23 protein-coding genes are annotated in these 23,584 nt (G+C 67.8%); 16 read left to right on the forward strand and 7 right to left on the reverse strand.

The window, feature by feature from the left end:
* Positions 1–61 precede the first annotated feature (61 nt).
* The 9 genes from AC5P8F_RS14440 (at position 62) to AC5P8F_RS14480 (ending at position 7,032) form a co-directional block, all read left to right on the forward strand.
* Positions 62–427, forward strand: a complete 366-nt coding sequence (locus AC5P8F_RS14440) for a hypothetical protein (RefSeq protein WP_004153835.1) — start codon at positions 62–64, stop codon at positions 425–427.
* 8 nt (positions 428–435) lie between these two features.
* Entirely contained in the window at positions 436–906 is a 471-nt protein-coding gene (locus tag AC5P8F_RS14445) for a phage holin family protein (protein ID WP_014645651.1), read from the forward strand.
* Positions 903–1,358, forward strand: coding sequence for a protein sip-5 (locus AC5P8F_RS14450; RefSeq protein ID WP_495228442.1), 456 nt, complete (start codon positions 903–905; stop codon positions 1,356–1,358). Before AC5P8F_RS14445 ends, AC5P8F_RS14450 begins: the two co-directional genes overlap by 4 nt.
* 67 nt (positions 1,359–1,425) lie before the next feature.
* The gene (locus AC5P8F_RS14455) at positions 1,426–2,535 is read left to right on the forward strand and encodes an AI-2E family transporter (RefSeq protein WP_049441853.1); all 1,110 of its coding nucleotides are present in this window, start codon (positions 1,426–1,428) and stop codon (positions 2,533–2,535) included.
* A 91-nt stretch (positions 2,536–2,626) separates the two neighbouring features.
* Entirely contained in the window at positions 2,627–3,094 is a 468-nt protein-coding gene (locus AC5P8F_RS14460) for a hypothetical protein (protein ID WP_032961458.1), read from the forward strand.
* A gap of 74 nt (positions 3,095–3,168) precedes the next feature.
* Complete coding sequence (locus AC5P8F_RS14465; RefSeq protein WP_049441851.1) at positions 3,169–3,888, forward strand: HAD family hydrolase; 720 nt, start codon at positions 3,169–3,171, stop codon at positions 3,886–3,888.
* Positions 3,889–3,891: 3 nt separating this feature from the next.
* The gene (locus AC5P8F_RS14470; RefSeq protein ID WP_005411979.1) at positions 3,892–5,259 is read left to right on the forward strand and encodes a leucyl aminopeptidase family protein; all 1,368 of its coding nucleotides are present in this window, start codon (positions 3,892–3,894) and stop codon (positions 5,257–5,259) included.
* 136 nt (positions 5,260–5,395) lie between these two features.
* Positions 5,396–6,499 (forward strand): catalase family peroxidase, encoded by a 1,104-nt coding sequence (locus tag AC5P8F_RS14475; RefSeq protein WP_032961465.1) that lies wholly within the window; start codon positions 5,396–5,398, stop codon positions 6,497–6,499.
* Positions 6,496–7,032, forward strand: coding sequence for a cytochrome b (locus AC5P8F_RS14480; protein WP_032961466.1), 537 nt, complete (start codon positions 6,496–6,498; stop codon positions 7,030–7,032). The genes AC5P8F_RS14475 and AC5P8F_RS14480 overlap by 4 nt, the downstream gene beginning before the upstream one ends.
* Positions 7,033–7,601: 569 nt before the next feature.
* On the opposite strand, the gene AC5P8F_RS14485 is transcribed toward AC5P8F_RS14480, so the two are convergent.
* The 3 genes from AC5P8F_RS14485 to AC5P8F_RS14495 are packed head-to-tail and all read right to left on the reverse strand — an operon-like array spanning position 7,602 to position 9,549.
* A complete protein-coding gene (locus AC5P8F_RS14485; RefSeq protein WP_014645643.1) occupies positions 7,602–8,204 on the reverse strand; it encodes a response regulator transcription factor in 603 nt (200 codons plus the stop codon).
* Positions 8,201–9,424, reverse strand: coding sequence for a sensor histidine kinase (locus AC5P8F_RS14490; protein ID WP_032956229.1), 1,224 nt, complete (start codon positions 9,422–9,424; stop codon positions 8,201–8,203). The genes AC5P8F_RS14485 and AC5P8F_RS14490 overlap by 4 nt, the downstream gene beginning before the upstream one ends.
* On the reverse strand, positions 9,421–9,549 hold the full coding sequence (locus AC5P8F_RS14495) for a hypothetical protein (RefSeq protein WP_257473236.1): 129 nt from the start codon (positions 9,547–9,549) through the stop codon (positions 9,421–9,423). Before AC5P8F_RS14495 ends, AC5P8F_RS14490 begins: the two co-directional genes overlap by 4 nt.
* Before the next feature lie 211 nt (positions 9,550–9,760).
* Here AC5P8F_RS14495 and AC5P8F_RS14500 point away from each other — a divergent pair, with 211 nt between their 5' ends.
* The 4 genes from AC5P8F_RS14500 to AC5P8F_RS14515 all read left to right on the forward strand — a co-directional run bounded on the left by AC5P8F_RS14500 (position 9,761) and on the right by AC5P8F_RS14515 (position 14,308).
* Positions 9,761–11,008, forward strand: a complete 1,248-nt coding sequence (locus tag AC5P8F_RS14500) for an efflux RND transporter periplasmic adaptor subunit (protein WP_329768289.1) — start codon at positions 9,761–9,763, stop codon at positions 11,006–11,008.
* A gap of 102 nt (positions 11,009–11,110) precedes the next feature.
* Positions 11,111–11,800 carry an ABC transporter ATP-binding protein gene (locus AC5P8F_RS14505; RefSeq protein WP_004137569.1) on the forward strand — a complete coding sequence of 230 codons (690 nt, stop codon included), beginning with the start codon at positions 11,111–11,113 and terminating at the stop codon, positions 11,798–11,800.
* Positions 11,801–11,814: 14 nt separating this feature from the next.
* A complete protein-coding gene (locus AC5P8F_RS14510; RefSeq protein ID WP_014035671.1) occupies positions 11,815–12,972 on the forward strand; it encodes an ABC transporter permease in 1,158 nt (385 codons plus the stop codon).
* 13 nt (positions 12,973–12,985) lie between these two features.
* A complete protein-coding gene (locus AC5P8F_RS14515) occupies positions 12,986–14,308 on the forward strand; it encodes an ABC transporter permease (RefSeq protein ID WP_032956233.1) in 1,323 nt (440 codons plus the stop codon).
* Between the two features lie 96 nt (positions 14,309–14,404).
* On the opposite strand, the gene AC5P8F_RS14520 is transcribed toward AC5P8F_RS14515, so the two are convergent.
* The gene (locus AC5P8F_RS14520) at positions 14,405–14,722 is read right to left on the reverse strand and encodes a YrhB domain-containing protein (RefSeq protein WP_239510533.1); all 318 of its coding nucleotides are present in this window, start codon (positions 14,720–14,722) and stop codon (positions 14,405–14,407) included.
* A 319-nt stretch (positions 14,723–15,041) separates the two neighbouring features.
* Here AC5P8F_RS14520 and AC5P8F_RS14525 point away from each other — a divergent pair, with 319 nt between their 5' ends.
* Positions 15,042–17,867, forward strand: coding sequence for a TonB-dependent receptor (locus tag AC5P8F_RS14525; protein ID WP_346601601.1), 2,826 nt, complete (start codon positions 15,042–15,044; stop codon positions 17,865–17,867).
* Positions 17,868–18,074: 207 nt separating this feature from the next.
* Here AC5P8F_RS14525 and rarD read toward each other — a convergent pair whose 3' ends face one another.
* Together rarD and yedA are read right to left on the reverse strand one after the other, a co-directional pair.
* On the reverse strand, positions 18,075–18,971 hold the full coding sequence (gene rarD, locus AC5P8F_RS14530) for an EamA family transporter RarD (protein WP_014645638.1): 897 nt from the start codon (positions 18,969–18,971) through the stop codon (positions 18,075–18,077).
* Positions 18,968–19,873 (reverse strand): drug/metabolite exporter YedA, encoded by a 906-nt coding sequence (gene yedA, locus AC5P8F_RS14535; protein ID WP_049404006.1) that lies wholly within the window; start codon positions 19,871–19,873, stop codon positions 18,968–18,970. The genes rarD and yedA overlap by 4 nt, the downstream gene beginning before the upstream one ends.
* Before the next feature lie 223 nt (positions 19,874–20,096).
* Between yedA and AC5P8F_RS14540 the strand changes: the two genes are divergently transcribed.
* Entirely contained in the window at positions 20,097–21,431 is a 1,335-nt protein-coding gene (locus AC5P8F_RS14540) for an MFS transporter (RefSeq protein ID WP_014645636.1), read from the forward strand.
* A 67-nt stretch (positions 21,432–21,498) separates the two neighbouring features.
* Complete coding sequence (locus AC5P8F_RS14545) at positions 21,499–21,795, forward strand: hypothetical protein (protein ID WP_014645635.1); 297 nt, start codon at positions 21,499–21,501, stop codon at positions 21,793–21,795.
* Positions 21,796–21,922: 127 nt separating this feature from the next.
* Here the strand turns inward: AC5P8F_RS14545 and AC5P8F_RS14550 are convergent, their stop codons facing one another.
* Positions 21,923–23,575: a M28 family metallopeptidase gene (locus tag AC5P8F_RS14550; protein ID WP_329768297.1), complete on the reverse strand. Its 1,653-nt coding sequence runs from the start codon at positions 23,573–23,575 to the stop codon at positions 21,923–21,925.
* Between the last annotated feature and the right edge of the window lie 9 nt (positions 23,576–23,584).

The following is a 23,584-nucleotide window of genomic DNA, read 5'->3' on the forward strand; positions in this document are numbered from 1 at the left end:
TGCTGTCAGTCCAGGTCGGCACCGCCGACACCCGTTCCCCCATCGCAACAGGAGTGATTCGATGAGCCCCACCAATACCGAGAACCTGAAGGAACACCTGGGTGAAGCCGGTTCCCACCTGAAGCAGGCCGCCACGGCCGCCGGCGGTGCGATCAAGGGCGCAACCGGTGCCGCGACCGACGAGCTGCGCATCGGCAAGGCCAACGTCAAGGCCGAACTGTCCGACAGCGCACTGTCTGGTCTGGCCGCCGCCGAATTCGGTGGTGCCGCTGCCAAGGAACAGGTTGACGCGTTGATGGACAAGGGCAAGGACCTGATCGACAGCGCCGCCGAGTTGATCCGTGAGCGTCCGCTGGCTTCGTTCGGCGTCGCCTTCGCTGCCGGCTGGATCATCGCCAAGCTGGCCCGCGGCAGCAGCGACAAGTAAGCCGCGGCGTGAGCGAAGACAACGCGCAAGCCCCTGATCCGGCGGCCACCCCGCCGCTGGATGAGAGCATCCGCCAGGTCGGCGCGGCCGGTCGTGCCGCCGCCGATTCGGCCAAGCACACCGTGCGCTCGCTGCGCCGGCTGGCCTCGGCCGACTTCGCCCTGGCCCGCAGCGCCTTCGGCCGTGCGCTGGCCTGGGCCGGCGTGGCGATCGTATTTGGTGCCTCGGCCTGGCTGTTGATGGCGGCCACCCTCATCGCCCTGCTGCAGAGCTGGGGCCTTAGCTGGCTGCAGGCGCTGCTGATCACCTCGCTGCTGAGCCTGGCCGTCACCGGCTACGCGATCTGGCGGGTGTCCTACTTCTTCCACCACACCGGCATGCATGCCACCCGGCGCCAGCTGTCACGCCTGGGCCTGTTCGACGAGCCCAGCGAAGACGACCCCGATGCCGGCGTGCAGCTGCCCGAGGGCAAGCCATGAAGTTCGGCGCGCTGCAGCGGCGGGTGAAACGCTGCGAACAGGTGGTGACCGTGCGCCTGAGCGAGACCCAGGACCACTGGTCCACGCTCAGCGACGTCTGGCGAAAGGGCTGGTCGCCGTTGCGCATCGTGGTGGTCGGCCTGGCCGGTGGCTTCATCGCCGGCAAGCTGGAAGTGCCCGGCAAGGTCAACGGTGCGCGCTGGCTGCAGATGGTCGGTTCGGTCTCGAACCTGTTCGCCAGTGCCCAGGCGGCGTTCGCCACGGCGATGGCGGCACAGGCTGCAGCGACCGCCGACGACGCGGCCGAAGAAGCCGACGATGCCAGCGAGCAGGCACAGGCGGCGGCCTCCGCCGCCAACGCACGGCCGGCACCTGCCCCCCGCCCGGAACCCGAACCGGAACCGCGCGAACCGCGCCCGGCCGAAGCCGCCACCGAGCTGTCCGAACGTTGATCCACGCACTCCGCCGCGCCGATCGCGGCCGGCGGATAATGCGCTCCCCTTCCCGGTTGGTGCGTCGATGAGCGAGTCCCTCCTGTCCCCGTCACCAGCCGATCCGCAGGGTGCGGAGGCACCGCTGCCGCCCCCGTCGCGTCCACGCGGGCCGATGTCGCTGGTGGTCCTGGCCACCCTGGCGGTGGGCTACACGCTGTGGGCCGCGCAGGACATCATCCTGCCGGTGCTGCTGGCGGTGTTCTTCGCGCTGGTCGGCAACCCGATCCTGCGCCTGCTGCAGAAGCTGTGGATTCCGCGCGCGCTGGGCGCACTGCTGATCCTCGGCGCCGGGCTGGGCGTGACCGGTTCGCTGGCGGTGCAGTTGATCGGTCCGGCGATGGAATGGGCGCAGGAAGCACCGCAGCAGCTGCGCAAGGTGGCCCGGCAGGTGCAGGACCTGACCAAGCCGGTGCAGCAGGCCAACCAGGCGGCGGAAAACTTCGCCCGCGTGGCCGGCGGTGACAGCAACCACAAGGTGCAGGTGATCCGCACCCAGCTGGACGATCCATACCGCATGCTGACCCGTGCACCGCGCCTGGCCGCGTCGGTGCTGGCGGTGGTGCTGCTGACCCTGTTCTTCATGATCTACGGGCAGAGCCTGCAGCGCGCAGCGATCGCCCTGTTCCCGAACCGCCAGCAGCAGCGGTTCACCACCGACATCCTGCGTTCGATCGAACGGGAGGTCTCGCGTTACGTGCTGACCATCAGCGTCATCAACACCCTGGTCGGGCTGGTGTTCGCCGGCGTGCTGATGCTGCTCGGCATCGGCCTGCAGGAAGCACTGCTGTGGGGCACGGTGGCTGCACTACTGAACTTCGCCCCGTATGTGGGTCCGCTGATCGGCGTGGCGCTGATGCTGTTGATGGGCTTCGTCGAGTTCCGCGACCCGCTGCAGGCCCTGCTGCCGGCCGCCGCCTACCTGGGCCTGCACACCCTGGAAGGGCAGATGGTGACCCCGATCGTGCTGGGCCGTCGGATGAAGCTGTCGCCGCTGGTGCTGATCCTGGCGCTGATGGTGTTCGGCTGGGCCTGGGGCATGATCGGGCTGCTGCTGGCAGTGCCGCTGCTGGTGTGCATCAAGCTGGTGCTGGCACGCCTGGATGGCATGCAGGGCTGGGCACGCCTGCTGGAGTGACGGCATCAACAACGGATGGACGCAGGTGGCGGAACCAGAAACAGGGACGAAGTGGCAGACTATGGCGCCCTACCCGGATGGATCCGCTCGTATGAACTCTCTCGCCACGCGTTGCCTTGCCTTGGCCTGCATTGCCGCTCCCGCGTTCGCCGCGACACCGCCGACTGCCGATCAGGCGCGCACCCAGCTTGCTGAGGCGGTTACCTGCAAGCGGCACCTCACGCCCATGCAGTTCGACGCCATGGCCCGGATGCTGGCACCGGCCCCGGCAAGGGCGCAGGACGGCGAATCCAGCGGCGAGTTCCGGCTGACCACGCCCTTGATGGTGCTGGGCCAGCCCGTGAACCGGCTGCAGTCCTATGACGGCGACAGCGGCGAGGATGGCATCGACAGTTTCACCGCGTACTTCAGCTCGGCCAGTGTGGAACAGGTCGCGGCACTGGCGAAGATGTCCGACCCGGTAGCAGGCACCTACACGAAGGAAGTTGGGCGGCACAACCTGGACGTGCAGCAGTTCGACGGCCAGACCACCATCGCCTGCTCGTACAACCTGCGCTGACCCGGCCCAGCCACAGTGCCCACCCGCCCGCCGCGCCGCATGAAAGCCCGCGCGGGCAGGGGTAGAATGGCGAGGTGAATTTCCCCGTCCAAGCCATCACCCTCGACCTTGACGACACGCTGTGGCCGTTCGCTCCGATCGGCGCCCGCATCGAACAGGTCCTGCACGCCTGGATGTGCGAACACAGCCCCGCTACCGCCGCGATGTATCCGGTGGAGGCGATGCGCGAACTGCGCGAGCGGCTGTACCACGCCCATCCGCACCTCCACCACGACCTGAGTGCGCTGCGCCGGCTGACCCTGCACGAAGCACTGCACACCAGCGGTGCCAGCCTCGATCTGCTGGAGCCTGCGTATGAAGTGTTCTACGCCGCGCGCAACCAGGTGGAGTGCTATCCCGATGCGATCGACGCGCTGGCGCGCATTGCCGCACGGGTACCGGTGGCGGCGCTGAGCAACGGCAACGCCGACCTGGAGCGGATCGGCCTGGCCCATCATTTCGCCTTCCAGCTGGGTTCGCGCGAACACGGCGCGGCCAAGCCCGAAGCCAGCATCTTCCATGCCGCGTGCACCCGCCTGGGTGTGGCACCGGCACAGGTGCTGCACGTCGGCGACCATGCCGACATGGACGTGGCCGGGGCGATTGCCGCCGGCCTGCGCGGCTGCTGGATCAACCGCGACGCAGCCACCTGGACCCATCCGCAGCTGCAGCCGGACCTGCAGTTCGACACCCTTACCGGCCTGGCCGACTGGTTGGATGCCAACCTCGACGCCGCCGCACCCCGGAGTACCTGACGCATGAGCGAGATCACTGGTTTCACCGCCGACACCGCTGCGGCGCTGCCGTTGTACGTGCTGGACCGCGAGCAGTTCGCCGCCTGGAAGGACAGCCAGCCGGCTGCCACGCAGGCGTGGCTGGCATCGCAGGGCTTCAACGCCGGCGCCCACAGCGTGGCACTGCTGCCGGGCGCCGATGGCCTGGCCGGTGCCGTGATGGGCGTGGGTGATCGTGCCGATGCCTACAGCTATGCGCATGCGCCGCACGCGCTGCCGGAAGGCAGCGTCTGGCAGCTGGCCAATGAACTGCCGGCCGCCGAACTGGCGCTGCTGCAGCTGGGCTGGGGCCTGGGCAGCTACCGCTTTGACCGCTATCGCAAGCGCAACCGCGCACCGGCGCAGCTGGTGGCCTCGCCGACCGGCGAAGTGGCCGACCTGATCGCCGCCAGCCTGCGCGTGCGCGACTGGGTCAACACCCCGACCGAAGACATGGGCCCGCAGCAGCTGGAAGACGCCGCGCGCGCGCTGGCCGATGCACATGGTGCGCAGGTCGAGGCGATTACCGGCGACGAACTGCTGAAGCAGAATTTCCCGGCCATCCACGCCGTGGGCCGCGCTTCGCATCGTGCGCCGCGCCTGGTCGTGCTGCGCTGGGGCAGGGAAACCGACCCGGCGCTGGTGCTGGTGGGCAAGGGCGTGTGCTTCGATACCGGCGGGCTGGACATCAAGCCGGCCGACGGCATGCGCAACATGAAGAAGGACATGGGCGGCGCCGCGCACGCACTGGCCCTGGCCGGCCTGGTGATGGCGCGCGGGCTGCCGGTGCGGCTGACCCTGCTGGTGCCGGCGGTGGAAAACGCGATCGGTCCGGATGCCTTCCGCCCGGGCGAAGTGATCGCCACCCGCAAGGGCCTGAGCGTGGAGATCGACAACACCGATGCCGAAGGCCGCGTGATCCTGTGCGATGCGCTGACCTTCGCCGGTGAGCAGAAGCCGGACCTGGTGCTGGACTTCGCCACCCTCACCGGTGCCGCGCGCATCGCACTGGGCCCGGACCTGCCGGCACTGTTCAGCAACGACGACACGGTGGCCCAGCAGTGGCTGCAGGCCGGTGACGCGACCCGCGACCCGGTCTGGCGCATGCCGCTGTGGCGCCCCTACCTGCGCTACCTGAGCAGCGGCATCGCCGACCTGGCCAACGCCGGTTCGCGCATGGCCGGCTCGGTGACCGCCGCGCTGTACCTGGAACGCTTCCTGGAAGACGGCCAGCGCTGGGCGCACCTGGATGTGTATGCCTGGAACGACGGCGAGCGCCCGGGCCGTCCGGCCGGTGGCGAAGCGCTGGCGCTGCGCTCGGCGTGGGCGATGCTGAAGCAGCGCTACAGCTGATCGGGTGGGTGCCGACCGTTGGTCGGCACCCCGTCCCCGGAAAATCTGACGAAAAATTGAATTTCGGCCCCGGCCGGGTTCTGCGAGGATGTGTGGGTCGACCACCCACACGCTCCGTGAAGGCAGGACTCCGACCATGTCGCTCTTCCGCTACACCCGCGCTGGCCAGACGCCGGGCGCGCCACGCAAGCATTCACCCCTGCTCTGGATCGCACTGATCGCACTCATTCTGGGTGCGGTCGCGCTGGCCTTCGCCTGGCTGGCCGGCTGGATTGGAAACCGCCTGACCGCGCAGCGCTTCACCGACACCATCGAGGCCACCGGCCCGGCGCACCCGGGCTTCCGCCGCGCGCACAGCAAGGGCATCTGCGTGAGCGGCTGGTTCGAACCCAGCGCGCAGGCGCCCACCCTGTCCAGCGCACGGGTGTTCTCGCAACGCCGCGTGCCAGTGATGGGCCGCCTGTCGATCGGCGGCGGCGACCCCTACGGCGCCGACAACACCGCACGCGTGCGCAGCCTCGCGGTGCAGATGGTCAGCGATGATGGCCAGGAATGGCGCATGGCGATGAACAGCTTCCCGTTCTTCGCCGTGCCCAGCGCAGAGGCGTTCTACGAGCAGACCCGCGCCTCCATTCCCGACCCGGCCACCGGCAAGCCCGATCCGCAGAAGATGGCCGCGGTGCTGGCCAAATACCCCAGTGCGCAGGCTTTCCAGCAGTGGGCCAAGACCGCGCCGTGGACCAGCAGCTGGGCCGACACCACCTTCAACAGCGTCAACAGCTTCTGGTTCACCAATGCGCAGGGCCAGAAGCGCGCGGTGCGCTGGCGCTGGCAGCCGCAGGCGCCGGTGGTGGAGATGGATGCGGAAACCCGCAAGCAGGCCAGCGTCGATTTCCTCAGCCAGGAACTGCAGCAGCGCCTGGCCAGCGGCCCGGTGCGCTGGAACCTGGTCGTGACCACCGCCGAGCCGGGCGATGCCATCGATGATCCGTCGGTACCGTGGCCCGAATCGCGTGATCAGGTAGTGGCCGGCGTACTCAGCCTGGACCGCATGCAGTCGCAGGAACAGGGCGCCTGCGGGCAGATCAATTTCGATCCGCTGATCCTGCCCAGCGGCGTGCGCGGCAGTGACGATCCGATCCTGGCGGCCCGCTCGGCCGTGTATTCGCAGTCCTTCAACCGCCGCGAACGCGAGCGCGCCACCGGCAACGTCGAGCAACGGAAGGAGGCCGCACGATGAGCACCGGCAACGGCCACTTCAACCTGCTGGCGCGGGTGCTGCACTGGTCCATGGCGCTGATGATCGTCGCCATGCTGTTCATTGGCGTGACCATGGTCGCCTCGCTGCACCTGCGACCGATGCTGATCGACCTGCACCGCCCATTGGGCATCACTATCGGCGTACTGGTGTTGCTGCGCCTGTACAACCGGCTGCGTCATCGCCCACCGCCGCTGCCGGCGGATCTTCCTGTGTGGCAGGTGATGGCGGCCAAGGCCTCGCACTGGATGCTGTACGCACTGATGCTGGCGATGCCGCTGATCGGCTGGGCGATGCTGTCGGCCGGCGGTTACCCGATCGTGCTGTGGGGCGGCCTGCACCTGCCGCCGATCGTGCCCCATACCCCGGCACTGTATGCCGCGTTGCGCAATGCGCACAGCCTGCTGGCCTATGTGTTGTTTGCCACGGTGCTGATGCATGTGGGTGCGGCGCTGTTCCACCTGTGGGTGCGGCGTGACGGGGTGTTCCAGGCGATGGCGCGCGGGAAGGATTGAGAGCGAGCTCCTCTGCGCCCACGCATGAGTAGCGCCGGGCCATGCCCGGCGGATCGTTTCCGCGCCCGCGGAGGGGTGTCACTTTCTTTGCTCGTGCAAAGAAAGTAACCAAAGAAACACGCCGCCAGATCGCGAGCCGTCGCTCCGCGCCGGTTCCCTGCGCTTCTCGGTGAATCAGGGGACGGCGCCGAACTCGCTGCGCTCAGACATCGGCGCCTCTGCGCCCCTGATTCCCCTGCGATGCTCGGCTCGCTAGAAGGCGGACCCAACGTCAAAGGCCACAGCTGCACCCAGTAGATCCACGACGTGCGTGGATGCTCTTGCCCTTCCAGTCCGCCTTGAGCGAGCCGAGCACCGCAGGTCCGGCGAGGGCGAAGAGGTGCGGGTGTCTGAGCGCAGCGAGTTCCCGCGCCGTCCCTCGACGGACCGAGGAGCGCAGGGCACCGGCGTGCGAAGCACGCCGGCTCGCGGCCGGCGGAGCGTTTCTTTGGTTACTTTCTTTGCGCGCAAAGAAAGTGACATCCCTCCGTGGTCGCGGAAACGAAATCACCGGGAACAGCAGGACGCCCCTACAACCACCCCTTCTGCCGCGCCAGCCGGTACGCCTCGATCCGGTTGGCCACGCCCAGCTTGCCGATGCACTCGGACAGGTAATTGCGCACCGTACCGTGCGACAACCCCAGCTGTTCGGCGATCTCGCTGGCGGTGCGGCCCTCGCCCGCCAGCCGCAGTACGCGGCGCTCGCGGTCGGTCAGCGGATCGGCCTGCGACCACGCATCCAGTGCCAGCTGCGGGTCGATCGCACGGATGCCCTGTTTCACCTTGCGCAGGGCATCGGCCAGGTTCTCGGCCGGTGCATCCTTCAGCAGGTAGCCCAGCACGCCGGCTTCCAGCGCGCGGCGCAGGAAACCGGCGCGGGCGAAGGTGGTCACGATCACCACCTTGATCGGCAGCTCGTGGCGCGCGATGCGCTGGGCAAGCTCGAGCCCGGACAGGCCGGGCATCTCGATGTCGGTGACCAGGATGTCCGGTTGCAGCTGCTGCAGCATCCGCCACGCGGTTTCGCCATCGGCGGCGCTGCCCAGCACCTCGATATCCGGCTCCAGGCCCAGCAACGCCGACAGTGCACCGCGCACCATCGCCTGATCCTCGGCCAGCAGGATGCGGATCATGCGGCACCGTCCTGTGCCAGCGACGGCGGCGCTCCCGGCGGCAACGGTGTGGTCGCGGCAGCCAGTGGCACGCGCACGGTCAGTCGCGTGCCCTCGCCCTTTGCGGACTGTACCTGCAGGCTGCCCCCCAGGGCGGCCACGCGTTCGCGCATGCCGCTCAGCCCGTTGCCCTCGGCCTGCACGCCGCCACGGCCATCGTCGCGGATCTGCATCGCCAGCATGCGTCCCTCCAGCATGAACTCCACCCGTGCCTGTGTCGCCTGTGCATGGCGCACGATATTGGTTGCGGCCTCGCGCAGCACCAGCGCCAGCCCGCGTTCGACATCCACCGGCATCGCCGGTGGTGGTGCGTATTGAAGGTGGACCTGCTGGCATTCCAGCAGCAGCCGCGCCGATGCCAGCTCACCGGCCAGGTCGCTGGCGCGGATGCCGGTAACCGCGCTGCGCACCTGTGCCAGCGCTTCGCGGGCGATGGCCTCGGCCTCGCCGATCTCCAGCCGCGCGCGCGCGTCGCCGCGGTCGTGCAGCTTGCGCGCCAGCTCCAGCTTCAATGTGATCAGCGACAGGGTGTGGCCGAGCAGGTCATGCAGGTCGCGGCCGATGCGTTCGCGCTCGGCAGTGGCCGCCAGCCGCCGCACCTCGTCCTGCGACAGCTGCAGTGCCGCATCCTTCTGCTGGTTGAGCGCTTCCACGTTCACGACCAGCCCCACGATGTAGGACACGGCCGGGATCCAGACCAGGCTCTGCCACGGGTACTGGAACAGCAGCGCGAGGCTGCAGAACAGAAGGTTCAGGCCAGTGAGCTGCAGCAGATACTGCCACCAGCCACCGCGTCCGCTCACCCGCAGCAGCACGCAGCCGAACACGAAGTAGGTCAGCCCGGACGGATACCAGGGCAGCAGCACCAGCGACATCGCGATCAGGCCCAGCGCATAGCGCGGAGCGTGATGGCGCGGCGCCACCATCACCTTGGCGTACAGCAGCAGGAACACCGGATAGCTGGCCAGCGTCAGCAGCAGCCAGCGCAGGGTGAAGCCGTGGCCAAGCAAGGGCGTCAGGAAGATCCACACCGACCACAGCAGGTGGACTGCCTCGCTCCAGGGCGATTTTCCCCGGCGCAGCGTATCGGCCACCGCCGAGTCCGGCGCGGGGCGCAGCAGCGAGGCAAGCCATGTCGACGGCACGGGCGGTTCCAGGCGGGGACGATCGCCGCCGATCATGCCAGTTCAGCCGCCTGCGCGCAGGCGCCACCACCGGCCGGGCGGCACCGGCGCAACCGAGCGCGGATCACGGTACGCTTGGCGGCGCGGCTGTGGCGGGCCAGCGACGGGGTGATCGGATCCATGGGCGGTACCGGTAGCGGGGACGTTGCCATCCTGTGCCGCCGTGGTCACGTTTCGCAGTTGCCGCCGTCAGTGTCATCGGGTGACAGCTGTCACTGCCGTCATCGCTGTGCCTGCCTGCATGCTGTGCCGCACGCTCCACCGCCGGAACCGCCGGAACCGCCGCCGTCCGCCCTTCCGGCCACACCCGCCCAAACGCCTGTGATGGAACGAATGAACGCTTCTGCCGAGCTGTTGAAGGAACTCCGTATCGACCGCAAATCGCCGCCGCCCGCCTCCGGCGGCAGTGGCGGTGGCCGCCGCTGGCTGTGGATCGCGATCATCTTGGTCGTGTTGTTGCTGGCCGCTGTCGGCTTCGCCCTGTTCGGGCGTACGCCGGCAGTGGACGTGGAAACCGCCCCCGCCGTGGCCATCCAGCAGGGCAGCGCCAGCAGTTCGGTGCTCGATGCCAGTGGCTACGTGGTCGCCCGGCGCATGGCCACGGTATCGGCCAAGATCACCGGCAAGGTGCGCGAGGTGATGATCGAGGAAGGCATGCGCGTGGAACAGGGCCAGATCATGGCCACCCTGGACCCGATCGATGCCGACGCGCAGCGCAGCCTGTATGCCTCGCAGCTGCAGGCCGCACGCAGCCAGGTGGCCGGGCTGGAAGCGCAGCAGAGGCAGGCGGCCGCTGAAGCCAGCCGCCTGCAGGCACTGGTCGGCCAGCAGCTGGTGTCGCGCTCGCAGTACGACCAGGCGGTGGCCCAGCGTGACAGCCTGCGTGCACAGCTGGACACCGCACAGCGCAACGTCAAGGTGGCCAACGACCAGCTGGCCATCGCCGATCTGGGCGTGGACAACAACATCGTGCGCGCGCCGTTCTCCGGCGTGGTCACTGCCAAGGCCGCGCAGCCCGGCGAAATCGTCTCGCCGCTGTCGGCGGGCGGTGGGTTCACCCGTACCGGCATCGGCACCATCGTCGACATGGACTCGCTGGAGATCGAAGTCGAGGTCGGCGAGGCCTTCATCGGCCGCGTGCAGCCGAAGATGCCGGTCGAAGCCACGCTCAACGCCTATCCGGAGTGGAAGATTCCGGGCGAGGTGATCGCCATCATCCCCACCGCCGACCGCGGCAAGGCCACGGTGAAGGTGCGCGTGGCGCTGAAGGTGAAGGACCCGCGCATCGTGCCGGAGATGGGCGTGCGCGTCAGCTTCCTGGAGCAGGCGCAGCCGCAGGCGGCCGCCAAACCGCAGGGCGTGCGCGTGCCGGCGGGCGCCGTGGTCCAGCGCGAGGGCGCCTCGGTTGCCTTCGTGCTGGGTGACGAAAGCCGCGTGCAGCAGCGCACGGTCGAGGCCGGCCAGGCGATGGGCAAGGACCGCCAGATCCTCAAGGGCGTGAGCGCAGGTGAATCGGTGGTGCTGAACCCGCCGGACACCCTGCGCGATGGCGCCAAGGTGCAACAGAAACAAGCGCAGTAGCGGCCTGGCGCCCACGGGCGCCGCCGGCAGCACCGCTCGACGCACGCCTGCGGCCCCTGCCGTGGCGCTTCCCCGTTTCCCGCCTTCCGTGGAGAACCACCCATGTCGACCCTGGTTTCACTGCGCAACATCACCAAGACCTACCAGCGTGGCCCCGAGAAAGTGCAGGTGCTGCACGGCATCGACCTGGACATCGCCAGCGGCGACTTCGTCGCGCTGATGGGCCCGTCCGGCTCGGGCAAGACCACCCTGCTCAACCTGATCGGCGGCCTGGACAACCCCAGCGGCGGCGAGATCAGCATCGAGGGCGAGCGCATCGACCAGATGAGCGGCGGCCAGCTGTCGACCTGGCGCAGCCACCACGTCGGCTTCGTGTTCCAGTTCTACAACCTGATGCCGATGCTGACCGCGCAGAAGAACGTGGAACTGCCGCTGCTGCTGACCCACCTCAATGCGGCGCAGCGCCGCCGCAACGCCGAGATCGCGCTGACCCTGGTCGGCCTGGCCGACCGCCGCAGCCACCGCCCGAATGAACTGTCCGGCGGCCAGCAGCAGCGCGTGGCAATCGCCCGGGCGATCGTCTCCGACCCGACCTTCCTGATCTGCGACGAACCGACCGGCGACCTCGACCGCCAGTCCGCCGAGGAGATCCTCGGCCTGCTGCAGCAGCTCAACCGGGAGCATGGCAAGACCATCATCATGGTCACCCATGACCCGAAGGCCGCCGAGTACGCCACGCACACGGTGCACCTGGACAAGGGCGAGCTGGCCGACGCGCCGCTGGCCCACTGACGGAGGCCACGGCGATGAAATACTTCTCGTTGGTGTGGGCGCAGCTGTTCCGCAGCCGTACCCGCACGTTGCTGACCCTGCTCTCCGTGGTGGCCGCGTTCCTGCTGTTCGGCATGCTCGATTCGGTGCGCGTGGCATTCACCTCCGGCGGCAGCGTGGAAGGCGCCAACCGCCTGGTGGTCGCATCGCGGCTGTCGATCACCCAGTCGCTGCCGATCCGCCTGGAGGCCCAGGTGCGGCAGGTGGCCGGCGTGCGCGACGTGGCCTATGGCATGTGGTTCGGCGGCATCTACCAGGACCCGAAGAACTTCTTCCCGAACTTCTCGGTGTCCCCCAACTACTTCGATGTCTACCGCGAGCTGCAGATCGACCCGGCACAGCTGGAAGACTGGAAGCAGACCCGTACCGGCGCCATCGTCGGCGAAACCCTGGCCAAGCAGTTCGGCTGGAAGATCGGCGACACCATCCCGCTGCAGGCCACGATCTTCCCGCGTGGCGGCAGCAACGACTGGCCGCTGGTGCTCAAGGGCATCTACCGTTCCAAGGACCGTGCGCTGGCCGCCAACGAAGAACGCCAGTTGATGATGAACTGGAAGTACTTCGATGAATCCAACGACTACATCAAGAACCAGGTGAGCTGGTACACGGTAACGCTGGACAACCCGGACCACTCTTCGCGGGTGGCGCAGGCGATCGACGCGATCTCGGCCAACTCCGACCACGAGACCAAGACCCAGACCGAATCGGCGTTCCAGCAGGCCTTCGTCAAGCAGTTCGCGGATATCGGCATGATCGTCACCTCGATCATGGGCGCGGTGTTCTTCACCCTGCTGCTGTTGACAGGCAACACCATGGCGCAGGCCGTGCGCGAGCGCGTGCCGGAGCTGGCCACGCTGAAGACGCTGGGCTTCAAGGACAGCACCGTGCTGACCCTGGTGATGGTGGAATCGGTGCTGCTGATCGGCCTGGGCGGCCTGATCGGCATGGGCCTGGCCGCCCTGATCCTGCCGGCCATCGGCCCGAAGAGCATGGGCATGCTGCCGCCGCACGTGCCGACGCCAACCTGGCTGATGGGGCTGGGCCTGATCGTGGTGATCGGCATCATCGTCGGCCTGTTGCCGGCGCTGCGTGCCAAGCGCCTGAAGATCGTCGACGCACTGGCCGGTCGCTGAGGAGAACACAGACATGTTCAAGAGCAAACTCAAGAAGTGGCTGGGCAACGGCGTGACGGTGCTGCTGCTGGCGGTCGGCCTGGTGCTGTGGATCAGCCTGCCGTGGACCGGCGTGCTGGCCGTGACCGTGCTGGTGGCCCTGTGGCTTCTGCTGACCCGCGGGGGGCGACTGGCGCTGGCCGCCACCCGTATCGGCGTGGCCAGCCTGCCGCAGCGCTGGGGCGCGTCCTCGGTGATCGTGGTCGGCATCGCCGGCGTGGTCGGCGTGCTGGTGGCAATGCTGGCGATGGGCGAAGGCTTCCAGGCCACGCTCAACAACACCGGCGATGACACCACTGCCATCGTGCTGCGCGGTGGCTCGCAGGCCGAGACCAACTCGGTGATCACCCGCGAGCAGGTACCGATGCTGTCCACCCTGCCCGGCATCAGCCGCGATGCGCAGGGCCGGCCGCTGCTGTCGCCGGAGCTGTCGCAGGTGGTCAACCTGGTGTCGAAGTCCGATGGCACCGACGTCAACGCGCAGTTCCGCGGCGTGGGCCCGCAGGCGTGGGCGGTGCATGACAAGGTCAGGATCGTCGAGGGCCGCAAGTTCGCCACTGGCCTGCGCGAGATCGTGGTCGGCCAGGGCGCCAAGGGCCAGTTCCGCGACATGGAGGTGGGCAGGACACTGACCCTGGGCAACCAGACCTGGACCGTAGTGGGTGTGTTCGCCACCGGCGATGCGCATGATTCGGAACTGTGGACCGACGCCGATACGCTGGCCACCACCTACCAGCGCAGCGCCTGGCAGTCGATCAGCGTGCGCACCGAGGGCAAGGCAGGCTTCGATCAGTTCAAGGCCGCCGTCGCCGCCGACCCGCGCCTGAAACTGGACGTGGAAACCACCCGCGTGTACTACAGCAAGCAGGGCGGCGGGCTGACCAAGTTGATCGACATCCTTGGCAAGGTGATCGGCACGATCATGGCGGTCGGTGCGGTGTTTGGCGCGCTCAACACCATGTATGCGGCCGTCGCCACGCGCGCCCGCGAAATCGCCACCATGCGTGCGATCGGCTTCCGCGGCCTGCCGGTGGTGACGGCAGTGATGCTGGAGACGATGCTGCTGGCGCTGCTCGGTGGCCTGCTCGGCTGTGCGGTGGCGTGGCTGCTGTTCAACGGCTACAGCGTGTCCACCATCGGCAGCAACTTCAGCGCAGTGGTGTTCAAGTTCCATGTGTCGCCGGAACTGCTGTGGACCGGCCTGAAATGGGCACTGGGCATCGGCCTGGTCGGCGGCCTGTTCCCGGCACTGCGCGCGGCACGTCTGCCGATCACCACGGCGCTGCGCGAAACCTGAGCATCGCGCAGCGGTGGACTGCGCATCACGCAAGGGGACGGAGCGAAGGCTCCGTCCCTTTCACGTTGCCGAACTCAGAAATCCGCCGCCGCAGCATCAGACGGCGGGGCCGCGCGCGGCCAGATGCTGGCGAAGGACCTCCTCGGGCGGATACGCCGTGCCCAGCGCGTGCTGCTCGCCTGTGTGCCGGTCGACGAAGATCGGCCCATTGCCGGCCAATGCATCCGAGATTTCGCCGGATTGCAGGTAGCGCAGCGACTGGAAGCAGAACAGCCAGCCTTCGACCACTTCGTGCTCATGCGTGATGGCAACCGGCTCATCGTCGCTGGCAAGTGCAGCCTCCACGCGACGGCGTGCTTCTTCAAGCTGGATCATTCCTTCGTCTCCTGCCTTCGATGACAAGGCGAAGAGCATTTCATGCGGGCAGGTGCATCACAACGCCTGCGCGCCTGCATACAAGCGCGTACTGCGACGCGTTGTCGCAACCACTCAAGCGTGCCAGCTTCGTGCCGCTATCGATGCCTCTGCCCATCGCAAACGCAGCGCGCGTGACGCTGCGCACAGCGCATCTGTGGATTGTTGGTTGCGATTCATTTTCGCGCACTTCCAGCAGCGCCGAGACAAACAGTTACGAATGGAAACATTCTAGAATCGCGCCCCCCACGTTGGTTTGCAGCACCCCACGCGCCCATAGAACGGGCGCTTGTTTTTACCGAAACACGAGATTTCACGGATGTCCCTGAAAACCAATCCGCTGCGCAACGCGATCGTCATCGCGCTGGCCGCCAGCTGCACCACCCCCGCCTTCGCACAGAGCACCAGCGATACCCCGACCAACCTCGACCGCATCGAAATCACCGGCTCGCGCATCCGCCAGGCCAGTGTCGAAACCGCACAGCCGGTGGTCGCGCTCAACCGCGCCGAGATCGAGAAGAAGGGCTACGTCAACGTCGCTGACATCCTGCAGGACATTCCTGCCGCCGGTGCGCCGAGCATGAGCCGCGCCTCGTCGCTGACCTCCTCGCGCGACTTCGGCGGCATGTACGTCAGCCTGCGCAACCTGGGCCCGGAACGCAGCCTGGTGCTGATCGACGGCCGCCGCATGGGCGTCAGCGCCGGCGGTTACTCCGACCTGGCCTCGATCCCGTCGTCCATCGTCGAGCGCGTGGAAGTGCTGACCGACGGCGCCTCCGCGCTGTACGGCTCCGATGCCATCGCCGGCGTGGTCAACATCATCACCCGCAAGAATTTCGATGGTGGCGAAGCCAGCGTCTATGTCGGCCAGTACGGCCAGGGTGACGGCCAGAAGCGCGCCTACAGCGCGACCTTCGGCAAGACCTTCGAGCGCGGCTGGTTCAGCGTGGGCGCCGAGCGCACCAAGGAAGATGAGGTGCTGGGCAAGGACCGCGCGTTCAGCCGTTACACCAACGGCCCGCGCCACCCCAACGATGGCCTCAATGGCAACACCCCGTGGGGCTACGTCACCGTCGGTGGCAAGAACCTGACGGTGGGCCCGGGCGGCGACCCGGGCAAGGCCGGCAACTTCCATGCGCCGGACCCGGCTGATGGTGCCAACACCAAGTCGAACATGAGCCTGCTGACAGGCCTGGAACGCACCTCGGTGTTCGCCAACGGTGGCTTCTCGATCACCGACAACCTGCGCATCGTCGCCGACGCGTTGTACAGCAAGCGCGAGTCGACCAAGCACCTGGCCGGTTACCCGTACTCGGTCAGCGCCGCACAGGCCCGCAATGGCAGCCGTGCCGCCCTGTCCAAGGACAGCGCGTTCAACCTGTGGGGCCAGGATGCGCTGTTCGCGCACCGTACCGAGGAACTGCCGCGCGGCACCGAGAACAACCTGGAAACCAAGCGCGCCAGCATTGGTCTGGAAGGCAGCTTCGAAACCGGTTCGCGGTACTGGGACTGGAACGTCAACTACATGTACAACCGCAACGAAGGCGAGCGCATCGGTACCGGCAGCATGTACCAGCCGCACGTCAACCTGGCCGTCGGCCCGTCCTTCATGGACGGCAACGTGGCCCGCTGCGGTGCGCCGGGCGCGGTGATCGCCGGCTGCGTGCCGTGGAACCCGGCCGCCCCGATGGGTTACACCGGACCCGGCTCGCTGAGCAACCAGGACGTGCAGGACTACCTGTTCACCCGCTTCGTCGACAAGATGCAGAGCACCACCAAGGTCGCCAGCGGCAACATCTCCGGCTCGCTGTTCACCCTGCCGGCCGGCGACATCCTGGCCGCGATGGGCTTCGAGCACCGCAGCGAAGAAGCCAGCTACACTCCGGACACGATGGTGCAGAAGGGCGAGATCGCCGGCACCAGCGGCCAGCCGACCCGCGGCAACTACTCGCTCAACGAGGTCTACCTGGAGCTGCAGGTGCCGCTGCTGGCCGACCTGCCGTTCGCCCGCGAACTGTCGCTGGACATGGCCGGCCGCTACTCGGACTACAACAACTTCGGTTCGACCACCAACAGCAAGTTCGGCCTGAAGTGGAAGCCGATCGACAGCCTGCTGGTGCGCGCCACCTACGGCACCGGCTTCCGTGCGCCGACCGTGGATGACCTGTACGGCGGCACCGTCAGCAGCCGCGACTCGTTCACCGATCCGTGCGATACCTCCTTCGGTACCGCCGCCACCAGCCCGACCGTCGCTGCCCGCTGCCAGGCGCTGAAGGTGCCGGCCAACTTCCGCCAGCTCAACAGCGATGGCAGCGTGGCCACCAAGCCCGGCCAGCAGGCCACCACCGATTTCAGCTCGGGTTCCAACCCGGGCCTGAAGCCGGAAACCGCCAAGACCTGGACCGTCGGCCTGGTCTACAGCCCGGACTTCGTGCAGGGCCTGGACGTCAGCCTGGACTGGTGGAAGATCCGCATCGACAACGCCATCGTCGGTGAGTCGGCCACCAACATCCTGGAACAGTGCTACGTGCAGGGTTCGGATGCCGCCTGCGGCCGCTTCACCCGTGGCAGCAACGGCCAGGTCAACTCGCTGGACCGCTCGCTGGTCAACGCGGGCTACCGCGAAACCGCCGGCTATGACATCAACGTGCGCTACCGCCTGCCGGAAACCGCGTTCGGCAAGTTCGCCGTCAACTGGAACACCACGTACACCGACTACCTGGAGCAGCGCAACGACAGCGCCGCCACCACCCCGGTGGAACAGCGTACCGGTTGGGCCGGCGACTTCCGCGTGCGCTCCACCTTCAACCTGGATTGGCAGTACGGCGACCTCGGCATCGGCTGGACCGCGCGCTACTACTCCAGCATGAAGGAGAAGTGCTCGTACATGGATGAGTGCAACCTGCCGGGCTTCAACTCGTCGTACACCAGCGCGTCGCCGACCAACAAGGTGGGCTCCAACACCTTCCACGACCTGCAGGTGCGTTACAGCCTGCCGTGGGATGGCACCGTGTCGCTGGGCGTGAACAACGTGTTCAACCACCAGGGTCCGATCATGTACAGCCAGCCGAACAGCAGCTTCACCTACTACGGTGGCTTCGACATCGGCCGCTTCATGTACATGAAGTACCAGCAGCGCTTCTAAGCCTGCAACCGCGTTCCCGCCACGGCCATCCCTCTCTCCTGGCCGTGGACGGAAGCAGAACGGCGCCCCTCGGGGCGCCGTTCTTTTTTGGGTGGAAGCGGGTCGGATCCCTTCGCCCTGCGAAGGGCTCTGACCCCACGCGACGGATAGAACAGGGTCAGAGCCCTCCGCGTTGCGGAGGGATCCGACCCCGCAGCCCCGCCGGCGCTAGCGCTTGGCGCGCATCGTGCGGATGTTGTCGCCGACGAACAGGATCAGGCCGGCCCAGATCGCGGCAAAACCGATCGCCTTGGCGGTATCGAACGCTTCGTGGAAGAAGAACACGCCCAGCAGCAGCTGCAGGCTCGGTGCGATGTACTGCAGGATGCCGACCAGCGACAGCGGAATGCGCTTCACGCCGTAGGCAAAGCCGATCAGCGGTACGGCGGTGACTGCGCCACCGAAGATCAGCAGCAGGTCGTTGCGCCAGCCCCAGCCATGGAAGAACGCACCGCCATGGCCGTTTTCCGCCCAGATCGCGAAGGCCAGCGCCGGCAGGAACAGGTACATGCTTTCCACGCCCAGGCCGGCCACCGGGTCGACCGAGACCAGCTTGCGCAACAGCCCATACAGGCCGAACGAACAAGCCAGGCCGAGCGCGATCCACGGCGGTGTGCCGGCGTCGATGGTCAGCCAGGCCACGCCCACCGCCGCCATCGCCACCGCCACCCATTGCAGGCGGCGCAGGCGTTCCTTCAGCACCAGCACGCCCAGCAGCACGTTCACCAGCGGGTTGATGAAGTAGCCCAGGCTGGTCTCGATGACATGACCGGCGTTGACCGCCCAGATGTACAGGCCCCAGTTGAAGGCGATGGTCAGGCTCGACACCAGCAGGATCGGCAGCGCGCGCGGCTGCGCGGCGATCTTCTGCCACCAGCCCAGGCGCGAGCTGATCAGCAGCCAGCCCAGCACCAGCACGGTGCTCCAGATGATGCGGTGGGCGATGATCTGGAACGAAGGCACCTCGTTGAGCAGGTGCCAGTACACCGGCACCAGGCCCCAGATCACGAAGGTGGACGCGGTGACCAGCAGGCCCCGGCGTTGTTCTTTCTCGTCCATGCTCATCTCTTTCGCGTCCTTGCCATCGTCAGTACCACCACACCCAGGAGAATCACCGCCATCGCCAGCAGGTCGCGCCAGCCGAAGCGTTCACCGTTGAGCAGCGCGCCGAGCAGCACCGCGATCACCGGGTTGACGTACGCATAGCTGCCGGCCAGCGCCGGACGCACGTTCTGCAGCAGCCACACGTAGGCAGTGAACGCGACGATGGAGCCGAACACGCACAGGTACGCCATCGCCAGCAGGCCACCGGTATCGGGCAGCGTGCTCGGGCGCTCGCCGACCGCCAGGCCGATCAGCACCAGCAGCACGCCACCGCAGATCATCTGCCCGGCCGCGGTCATGAACGGGCCCGGCAGGTCCAGCCCGCGTGCCCACACCGAACCGAAGGCCCAGCCGATCGGCGCGATCAGCAGCAGCACCAGCCCGGTCGGCGAGGCGGTCAGGCTGCTGCCGGCATTGAGCCAGACCACACCGAGGAAGCCGATGGCGATGCCCAGCCACTCACCGCGGCTGGCATGCTGCCCGCGCAGCGCCGAGAACAGCGCCATCCACAGCGGCACCGAGGCCACCGCGGTGGCGGCCAGGCCCGAGGACACCTCACGCTCGGCCAGCACCACCATGCCGTTGCCCAGCACCAGCATGGTCACGCCCATGATGACCAGGTTGCGCCATTGCCGCAGGGTCGGGTTCGGCAGCTTCCAGAACAGGCGCAGCGCCAGGAACATCAGGCCGCCGGCAATGATGAAGCGGCTGCCGGAGACCATCGTCAGCGGCAGTGCGCCGCCGTGCAGGGCCTTGGCGATGCCCAGGTAGGTCGAGCCCCAGACCACATAGACCAGCAGCAGTGCCAGCGCGACAAGGCCACCCCGGGGGGCAGCCGCAGACGAAGAGGGGGGAGCCGACATGACACACCAGGGAGCCGGGGGAAGGCGGATTCTAGGACGTTTTGAGTATGGTCCGGGACCCCATGCGGTGGCACGCTGTCATCCATCCATGAACCCTGCTCTGGTCTGCTACCCCGTGTTGACGGTCGATGCAGTACCAAGAGGGCTGCCCGGCCGCGCCGCCCCAAGGCCGGGCGCCGTTTTCCCTGCGCACGGACGCGCCGCATCGAGGATTCCCACCCAGATGAGCACCACGCCCCAACCTGCTGTCCCCGCGAACGACCGCGCCGCCCTGCGGCGGTCGATCTCCAACACCCTCAAAGGCTCCGCCGGCAACCTGGTGGAGTGGTACGACGTCTACGTGTACTCGGTGTTCGCCGTGTACTTCGAATCGCAGTTCTTCTCGCCCGACGACAAGAACTCCACGATGTACGTGTGGGCGATCTTCGCCGCGACCTTCCTGATGCGCCCGATCGGCGCCTGGTTCTTCGGCCGCTTCGCCGACCGCCATGGCCGCCGCCTGGCGCTGACCGTCTCGGTCACGCTGATGGCACTGTGCTCGTTCCTGATCGCCATCACCCCCACCGCCGCCAGCATCGGCATCTGGGCCGCGGTCATCCTGCTGTTCGCACGGCTGCTGCAGGGCTTCGCCACCGGTGGCGAGTACGGCGCCAGCGCCACCTACATGTCCGAAGCCGCCATTCCCGGCCGCCGCGGCTTCCTGTCGTCCTTCCACTACGTCACCCTGGTTGGCGGCCACGTGCTGGCCCAGCTGACCCTGCTGCTGATGCTGACCTTCTGGGGCAAGCCGGAAATCTCCGAGTGGGGCTGGCGCATCGCCTTCGGCATCGGCGGCATCGCCGCGGTGGTGGTGTTCTGGCTGCGCCGTGGCATGGACGAGTCGCTGTCGGAGTCGTCCATCGAGGCCGCGCGCGAGGGCAAGGCGCAGAAGTCCGGCTCGATGTACGAGCTGTTCGTGCACCAGTGGCGACCGCTGCTGCTGTGCTTCCTGATCACCGCCGGCGGCACCGTGGCCTTCTACACCTACTCGGTGAACGGCCCGAAGATGATCCAGAGCGCCTTCGCCGGCAACGATCCGATGACCGGCACCCTGATCAACCTGGGCGTGCTGGCCTTCCTGATGGTGCTGCAGCCGGTCGGTGGCTGGCTGTCGGACATCATCGGCCGCAAGACCCTGCTGGTGTTCTTCGGCGTCGGCGGCGTGCTGTACAGCTGGTACCTGATCACCCAGCTGCCGCACCAGCATGACGCCACCCTTGCCTTCCTGACCCTGGCGCTGGCGTTCGTCATCCTCACCGGCTACACCTCCATCAACGCGGTGGTGAAGGCCGAACTGTTCCCCACCCACGTGCGTGCACTGGGCGTGGGCCTGGGCTATGCGCTGGCCAACTCGCTGTTCGGCGGCACCGCCCCGCTGCTGTACCAGGGCGCGCTGAAGACCGGCCACGTCGATTGGTTCGCCCTCTACGTGACTGCCACGATCGCGGTATCGTTGGTGGTCTATGTGTTCTTCCTCACCAACAAGGGCCCGAACTGGCTCGACGGCACCCGCAAGTAAGCGCGTTGCCCTGATCGCGGCCACCGGTGCAATGCCGGTGGCCGCTGCGTCTCCCGCTCCTCCACTGATGTGGATCGCGGTGACGCTGGCCGCAGCCACGGCACTGGCCTGGCTGCTGCGCCGCCCCAGCGCACAGGCCGCATGGCCACGCATCGGTTTCGGGATCGCCCTGCTGCTGTTCTGCGCCGCACTGGCGCTGCAGCTGGCAGTGGACCTGGGCAGCGGCCACAGCTCGCTGCAACTGCGCCTGCATCGCGGCGTCAACGGCGGATCGCTGGTCGGCCTGCGCACGATGGTGGCGTGCTATCTGGCAGCGCTCGCCGCCAGCGGCTGGGGCGCGTGGAAGCTGCTGCGCCGGCGCTGACGAACACCCGGTCGTGCCGCCGGCTGGCCGACACCTCCACATTCTTTCGGTCGTGCCGGCCGCTGGCCGGCAACCTCATGAACCTCCGGAAAGAGCAGGGACTTGCCGGCCAGCGGCCGGCACCACCTCAGCGGCGGGCCGCTTCGCTCTTGTCGCGCGCGCCGCGGAACTCCGATTCCTTTTCCCACGTCGGCCAGCGGCGGCTGTTGGCCAGCTCCGCGCCCAGGTCGTAGACCAGCAGGGTATCGGCAGCGTGGCCGCTCGGGTCCCAGCGCGGCGTCCAGGCATCGCAGGCCTGGTGGTAGCAATCGGCGAAGTACTTCTCGCGCAGCGCGCGGCCGGCTTCAACCCCACCGTCCAGCTTGTCCAGGCCCGGGCCGATGGTGATTGCCGGCACGCCCAGGCGGGCGAAGGCGAAGTGGTCAGCGCGGTAGAAGAAGCCCGCTTCCAGGTTCGGGTCCGGGCTGTAGCTGCGGCCGCGGGCCTTGGCCACGCGTTCCAGGTCGCCTTCCAGCGAGACCCGGCCCTTGCCCCACGACGCGATGTCGCGGGTCGGGCCATCCGGGCTGAACATCTCGATGTTCAGCACCGCGGCGGTCTTGTCCAGCGGCGCCAGCGGGTGCGCGGCGTAGTAGCTGGCGCCCAGCAGGCCCTTCTCTTCGGCGGTCAGCGCCACGAAGTACAGCGTGCGCTGCGGCTGCGGGCCGGCGGCGAACACCCGGCCCAGTTCCAGCACCGTGGCCACGCCGGTGGCGTTGTCGATCGCACCGCGGCGGATGCGGTCGCCCTTGGCGTCGGGCTGGCCGATACCGAAGGCATCCCAGTGCGCAGAGAAGATCACCGCCTCGTCGCCATGCTCGCCACCGGGCAGCTTGGCCACCACGTTGCGGGTCACCACCTGCTCGCGCTTCAGCGCGAAGTCCACGCTCAGCTTGGCGTTGTCCAGTGCCACCGGGCGGAAGTCGGCGCGCATCGCCTTGCGCTTCTCCGCATCGAAGTCCAGGCCGGCGTCGGCGAAGATCGCCTCGGCCAGCTCGCGCTGCATCCAGCCACGCAGCGGCGTGTGCTGCGCCATCGCCTCCTCCTGGCCGCGCTCGATGTCGAACAGCGGCGATGTGCCCGAGCTCTTCACCGTGGCCCAGCCGTAGGCGGCCGGCGCGGTCTCGTGCACGATCAGCACGCCTTCGGCGCCACGGCGTGCGGCTTCCTCGAACTTGTAGGTCCAGCGGCCGTAGTAGGTCACCGCCTTGCCGTCAAACGCGCCCGGCGCATCGGCCTCGAAATCAGCATCGTTGATCAGCACCACGGCGATCTTGCCGTGCAGGTCCACGTCCTTGTAGTCGTTCCACTGGCGTTCCGGCGCATCGATGCCATAGCCGACGAACACCAGCGGCGCATTCCTGAACTGCACGCGCTTGCGCGGCTGCAGGCTCTGCAGGGTCACGTCCACGCCATTGGCCAGCGCACGCTTGCCCTGCTTCAGCGACAGGCTGGCCTTGGCCGGGCCGTCCAGCTGCGCGCGCACCAACGGGACCGGCTGCACCCAGCTGCCATCCACGCCGCCGGGCTGCAGGCCGTAGCTGCGGAACTGCTCGATCAGGTACTGCACCGTGCGCTCTTCACCCTCGGTGGCCGGCGCGCGGCCCTCGAATTCATCCGACGCCAGAACGCGCACATGGCGCGACAGCGCCTGCGGATCGATGCCGCCACCCGGCAGGTCGTTGGCCGCATGGGCAAGGCCACCGACGAACAGGCAGGACGACAGCAGCAACACGCGCATCGGATTCAC

It is taken from the genome of Stenotrophomonas sp. YJH_SMC_69, from assembly GCF_059370495.1.

Bases quoted from the DNA above. Each gene is read 5' to 3' on its own strand.
- AC5P8F_RS14440 (WP_004153835.1), top strand. From the start codon at position 62: ATGAGCCCCACCAATACCGAGAACCTGAAGGAACACCTGGGTGAAGCC.
- AC5P8F_RS14450 (WP_495228442.1), top strand. From the start codon at position 903: ATGAAGTTCGGCGCGCTGCAGCGGCGGGTGAAACGCTGCGAACAGGTG.
- AC5P8F_RS14455 (WP_049441853.1), top strand. From the start codon at position 1,426: ATGAGCGAGTCCCTCCTGTCCCCGTCACCAGCCGATCCGCAGGGTGCG.
- AC5P8F_RS14460 (WP_032961458.1), top strand. From the start codon at position 2,627: ATGAACTCTCTCGCCACGCGTTGCCTTGCCTTGGCCTGCATTGCCGCT.
- AC5P8F_RS14470 (WP_005411979.1), top strand. From the start codon at position 3,892: ATGAGCGAGATCACTGGTTTCACCGCCGACACCGCTGCGGCGCTGCCG.
- AC5P8F_RS14475 (WP_032961465.1), top strand. From the start codon at position 5,396: ATGTCGCTCTTCCGCTACACCCGCGCTGGCCAGACGCCGGGCGCGCCA.
- AC5P8F_RS14480 (WP_032961466.1), top strand. From the start codon at position 6,496: ATGAGCACCGGCAACGGCCACTTCAACCTGCTGGCGCGGGTGCTGCAC.
- AC5P8F_RS14485 (WP_014645643.1), bottom strand. From the start codon at position 8,204: ATGATCCGCATCCTGCTGGCCGAGGATCAGGCGATGGTGCGCGGTGCA.
- AC5P8F_RS14490 (WP_032956229.1), bottom strand. From the start codon at position 9,424: ATGATCGGCGGCGATCGTCCCCGCCTGGAACCGCCCGTGCCGTCGACA.
- AC5P8F_RS14495 (WP_257473236.1), bottom strand. From the start codon at position 9,549: ATGGATCCGATCACCCCGTCGCTGGCCCGCCACAGCCGCGCCGCCAAG.
- AC5P8F_RS14500 (WP_329768289.1), top strand. From the start codon at position 9,761: ATGAACGCTTCTGCCGAGCTGTTGAAGGAACTCCGTATCGACCGCAAA.
- AC5P8F_RS14505 (WP_004137569.1), top strand. From the start codon at position 11,111: ATGTCGACCCTGGTTTCACTGCGCAACATCACCAAGACCTACCAGCGT.
- AC5P8F_RS14510 (WP_014035671.1), top strand. From the start codon at position 11,815: ATGAAATACTTCTCGTTGGTGTGGGCGCAGCTGTTCCGCAGCCGTACC.
- AC5P8F_RS14515 (WP_032956233.1), top strand. From the start codon at position 12,986: ATGTTCAAGAGCAAACTCAAGAAGTGGCTGGGCAACGGCGTGACGGTG.
- AC5P8F_RS14520 (WP_239510533.1), bottom strand. From the start codon at position 14,722: ATGCTCTTCGCCTTGTCATCGAAGGCAGGAGACGAAGGAATGATCCAG.
- AC5P8F_RS14525 (WP_346601601.1), top strand. From the start codon at position 15,042: ATGTCCCTGAAAACCAATCCGCTGCGCAACGCGATCGTCATCGCGCTG.
- rarD (WP_014645638.1), bottom strand. From the start codon at position 18,971: ATGAGCATGGACGAGAAAGAACAACGCCGGGGCCTGCTGGTCACCGCG.
- yedA (WP_049404006.1), bottom strand. From the start codon at position 19,873: ATGTCGGCTCCCCCCTCTTCGTCTGCGGCTGCCCCCCGGGGTGGCCTT.
- AC5P8F_RS14540 (WP_014645636.1), top strand. From the start codon at position 20,097: ATGAGCACCACGCCCCAACCTGCTGTCCCCGCGAACGACCGCGCCGCC.
- AC5P8F_RS14545 (WP_014645635.1), top strand. From the start codon at position 21,499: ATGTGGATCGCGGTGACGCTGGCCGCAGCCACGGCACTGGCCTGGCTG.
- AC5P8F_RS14550 (WP_329768297.1), bottom strand. From the start codon at position 23,575: ATGCGCGTGTTGCTGCTGTCGTCCTGCCTGTTCGTCGGTGGCCTTGCC.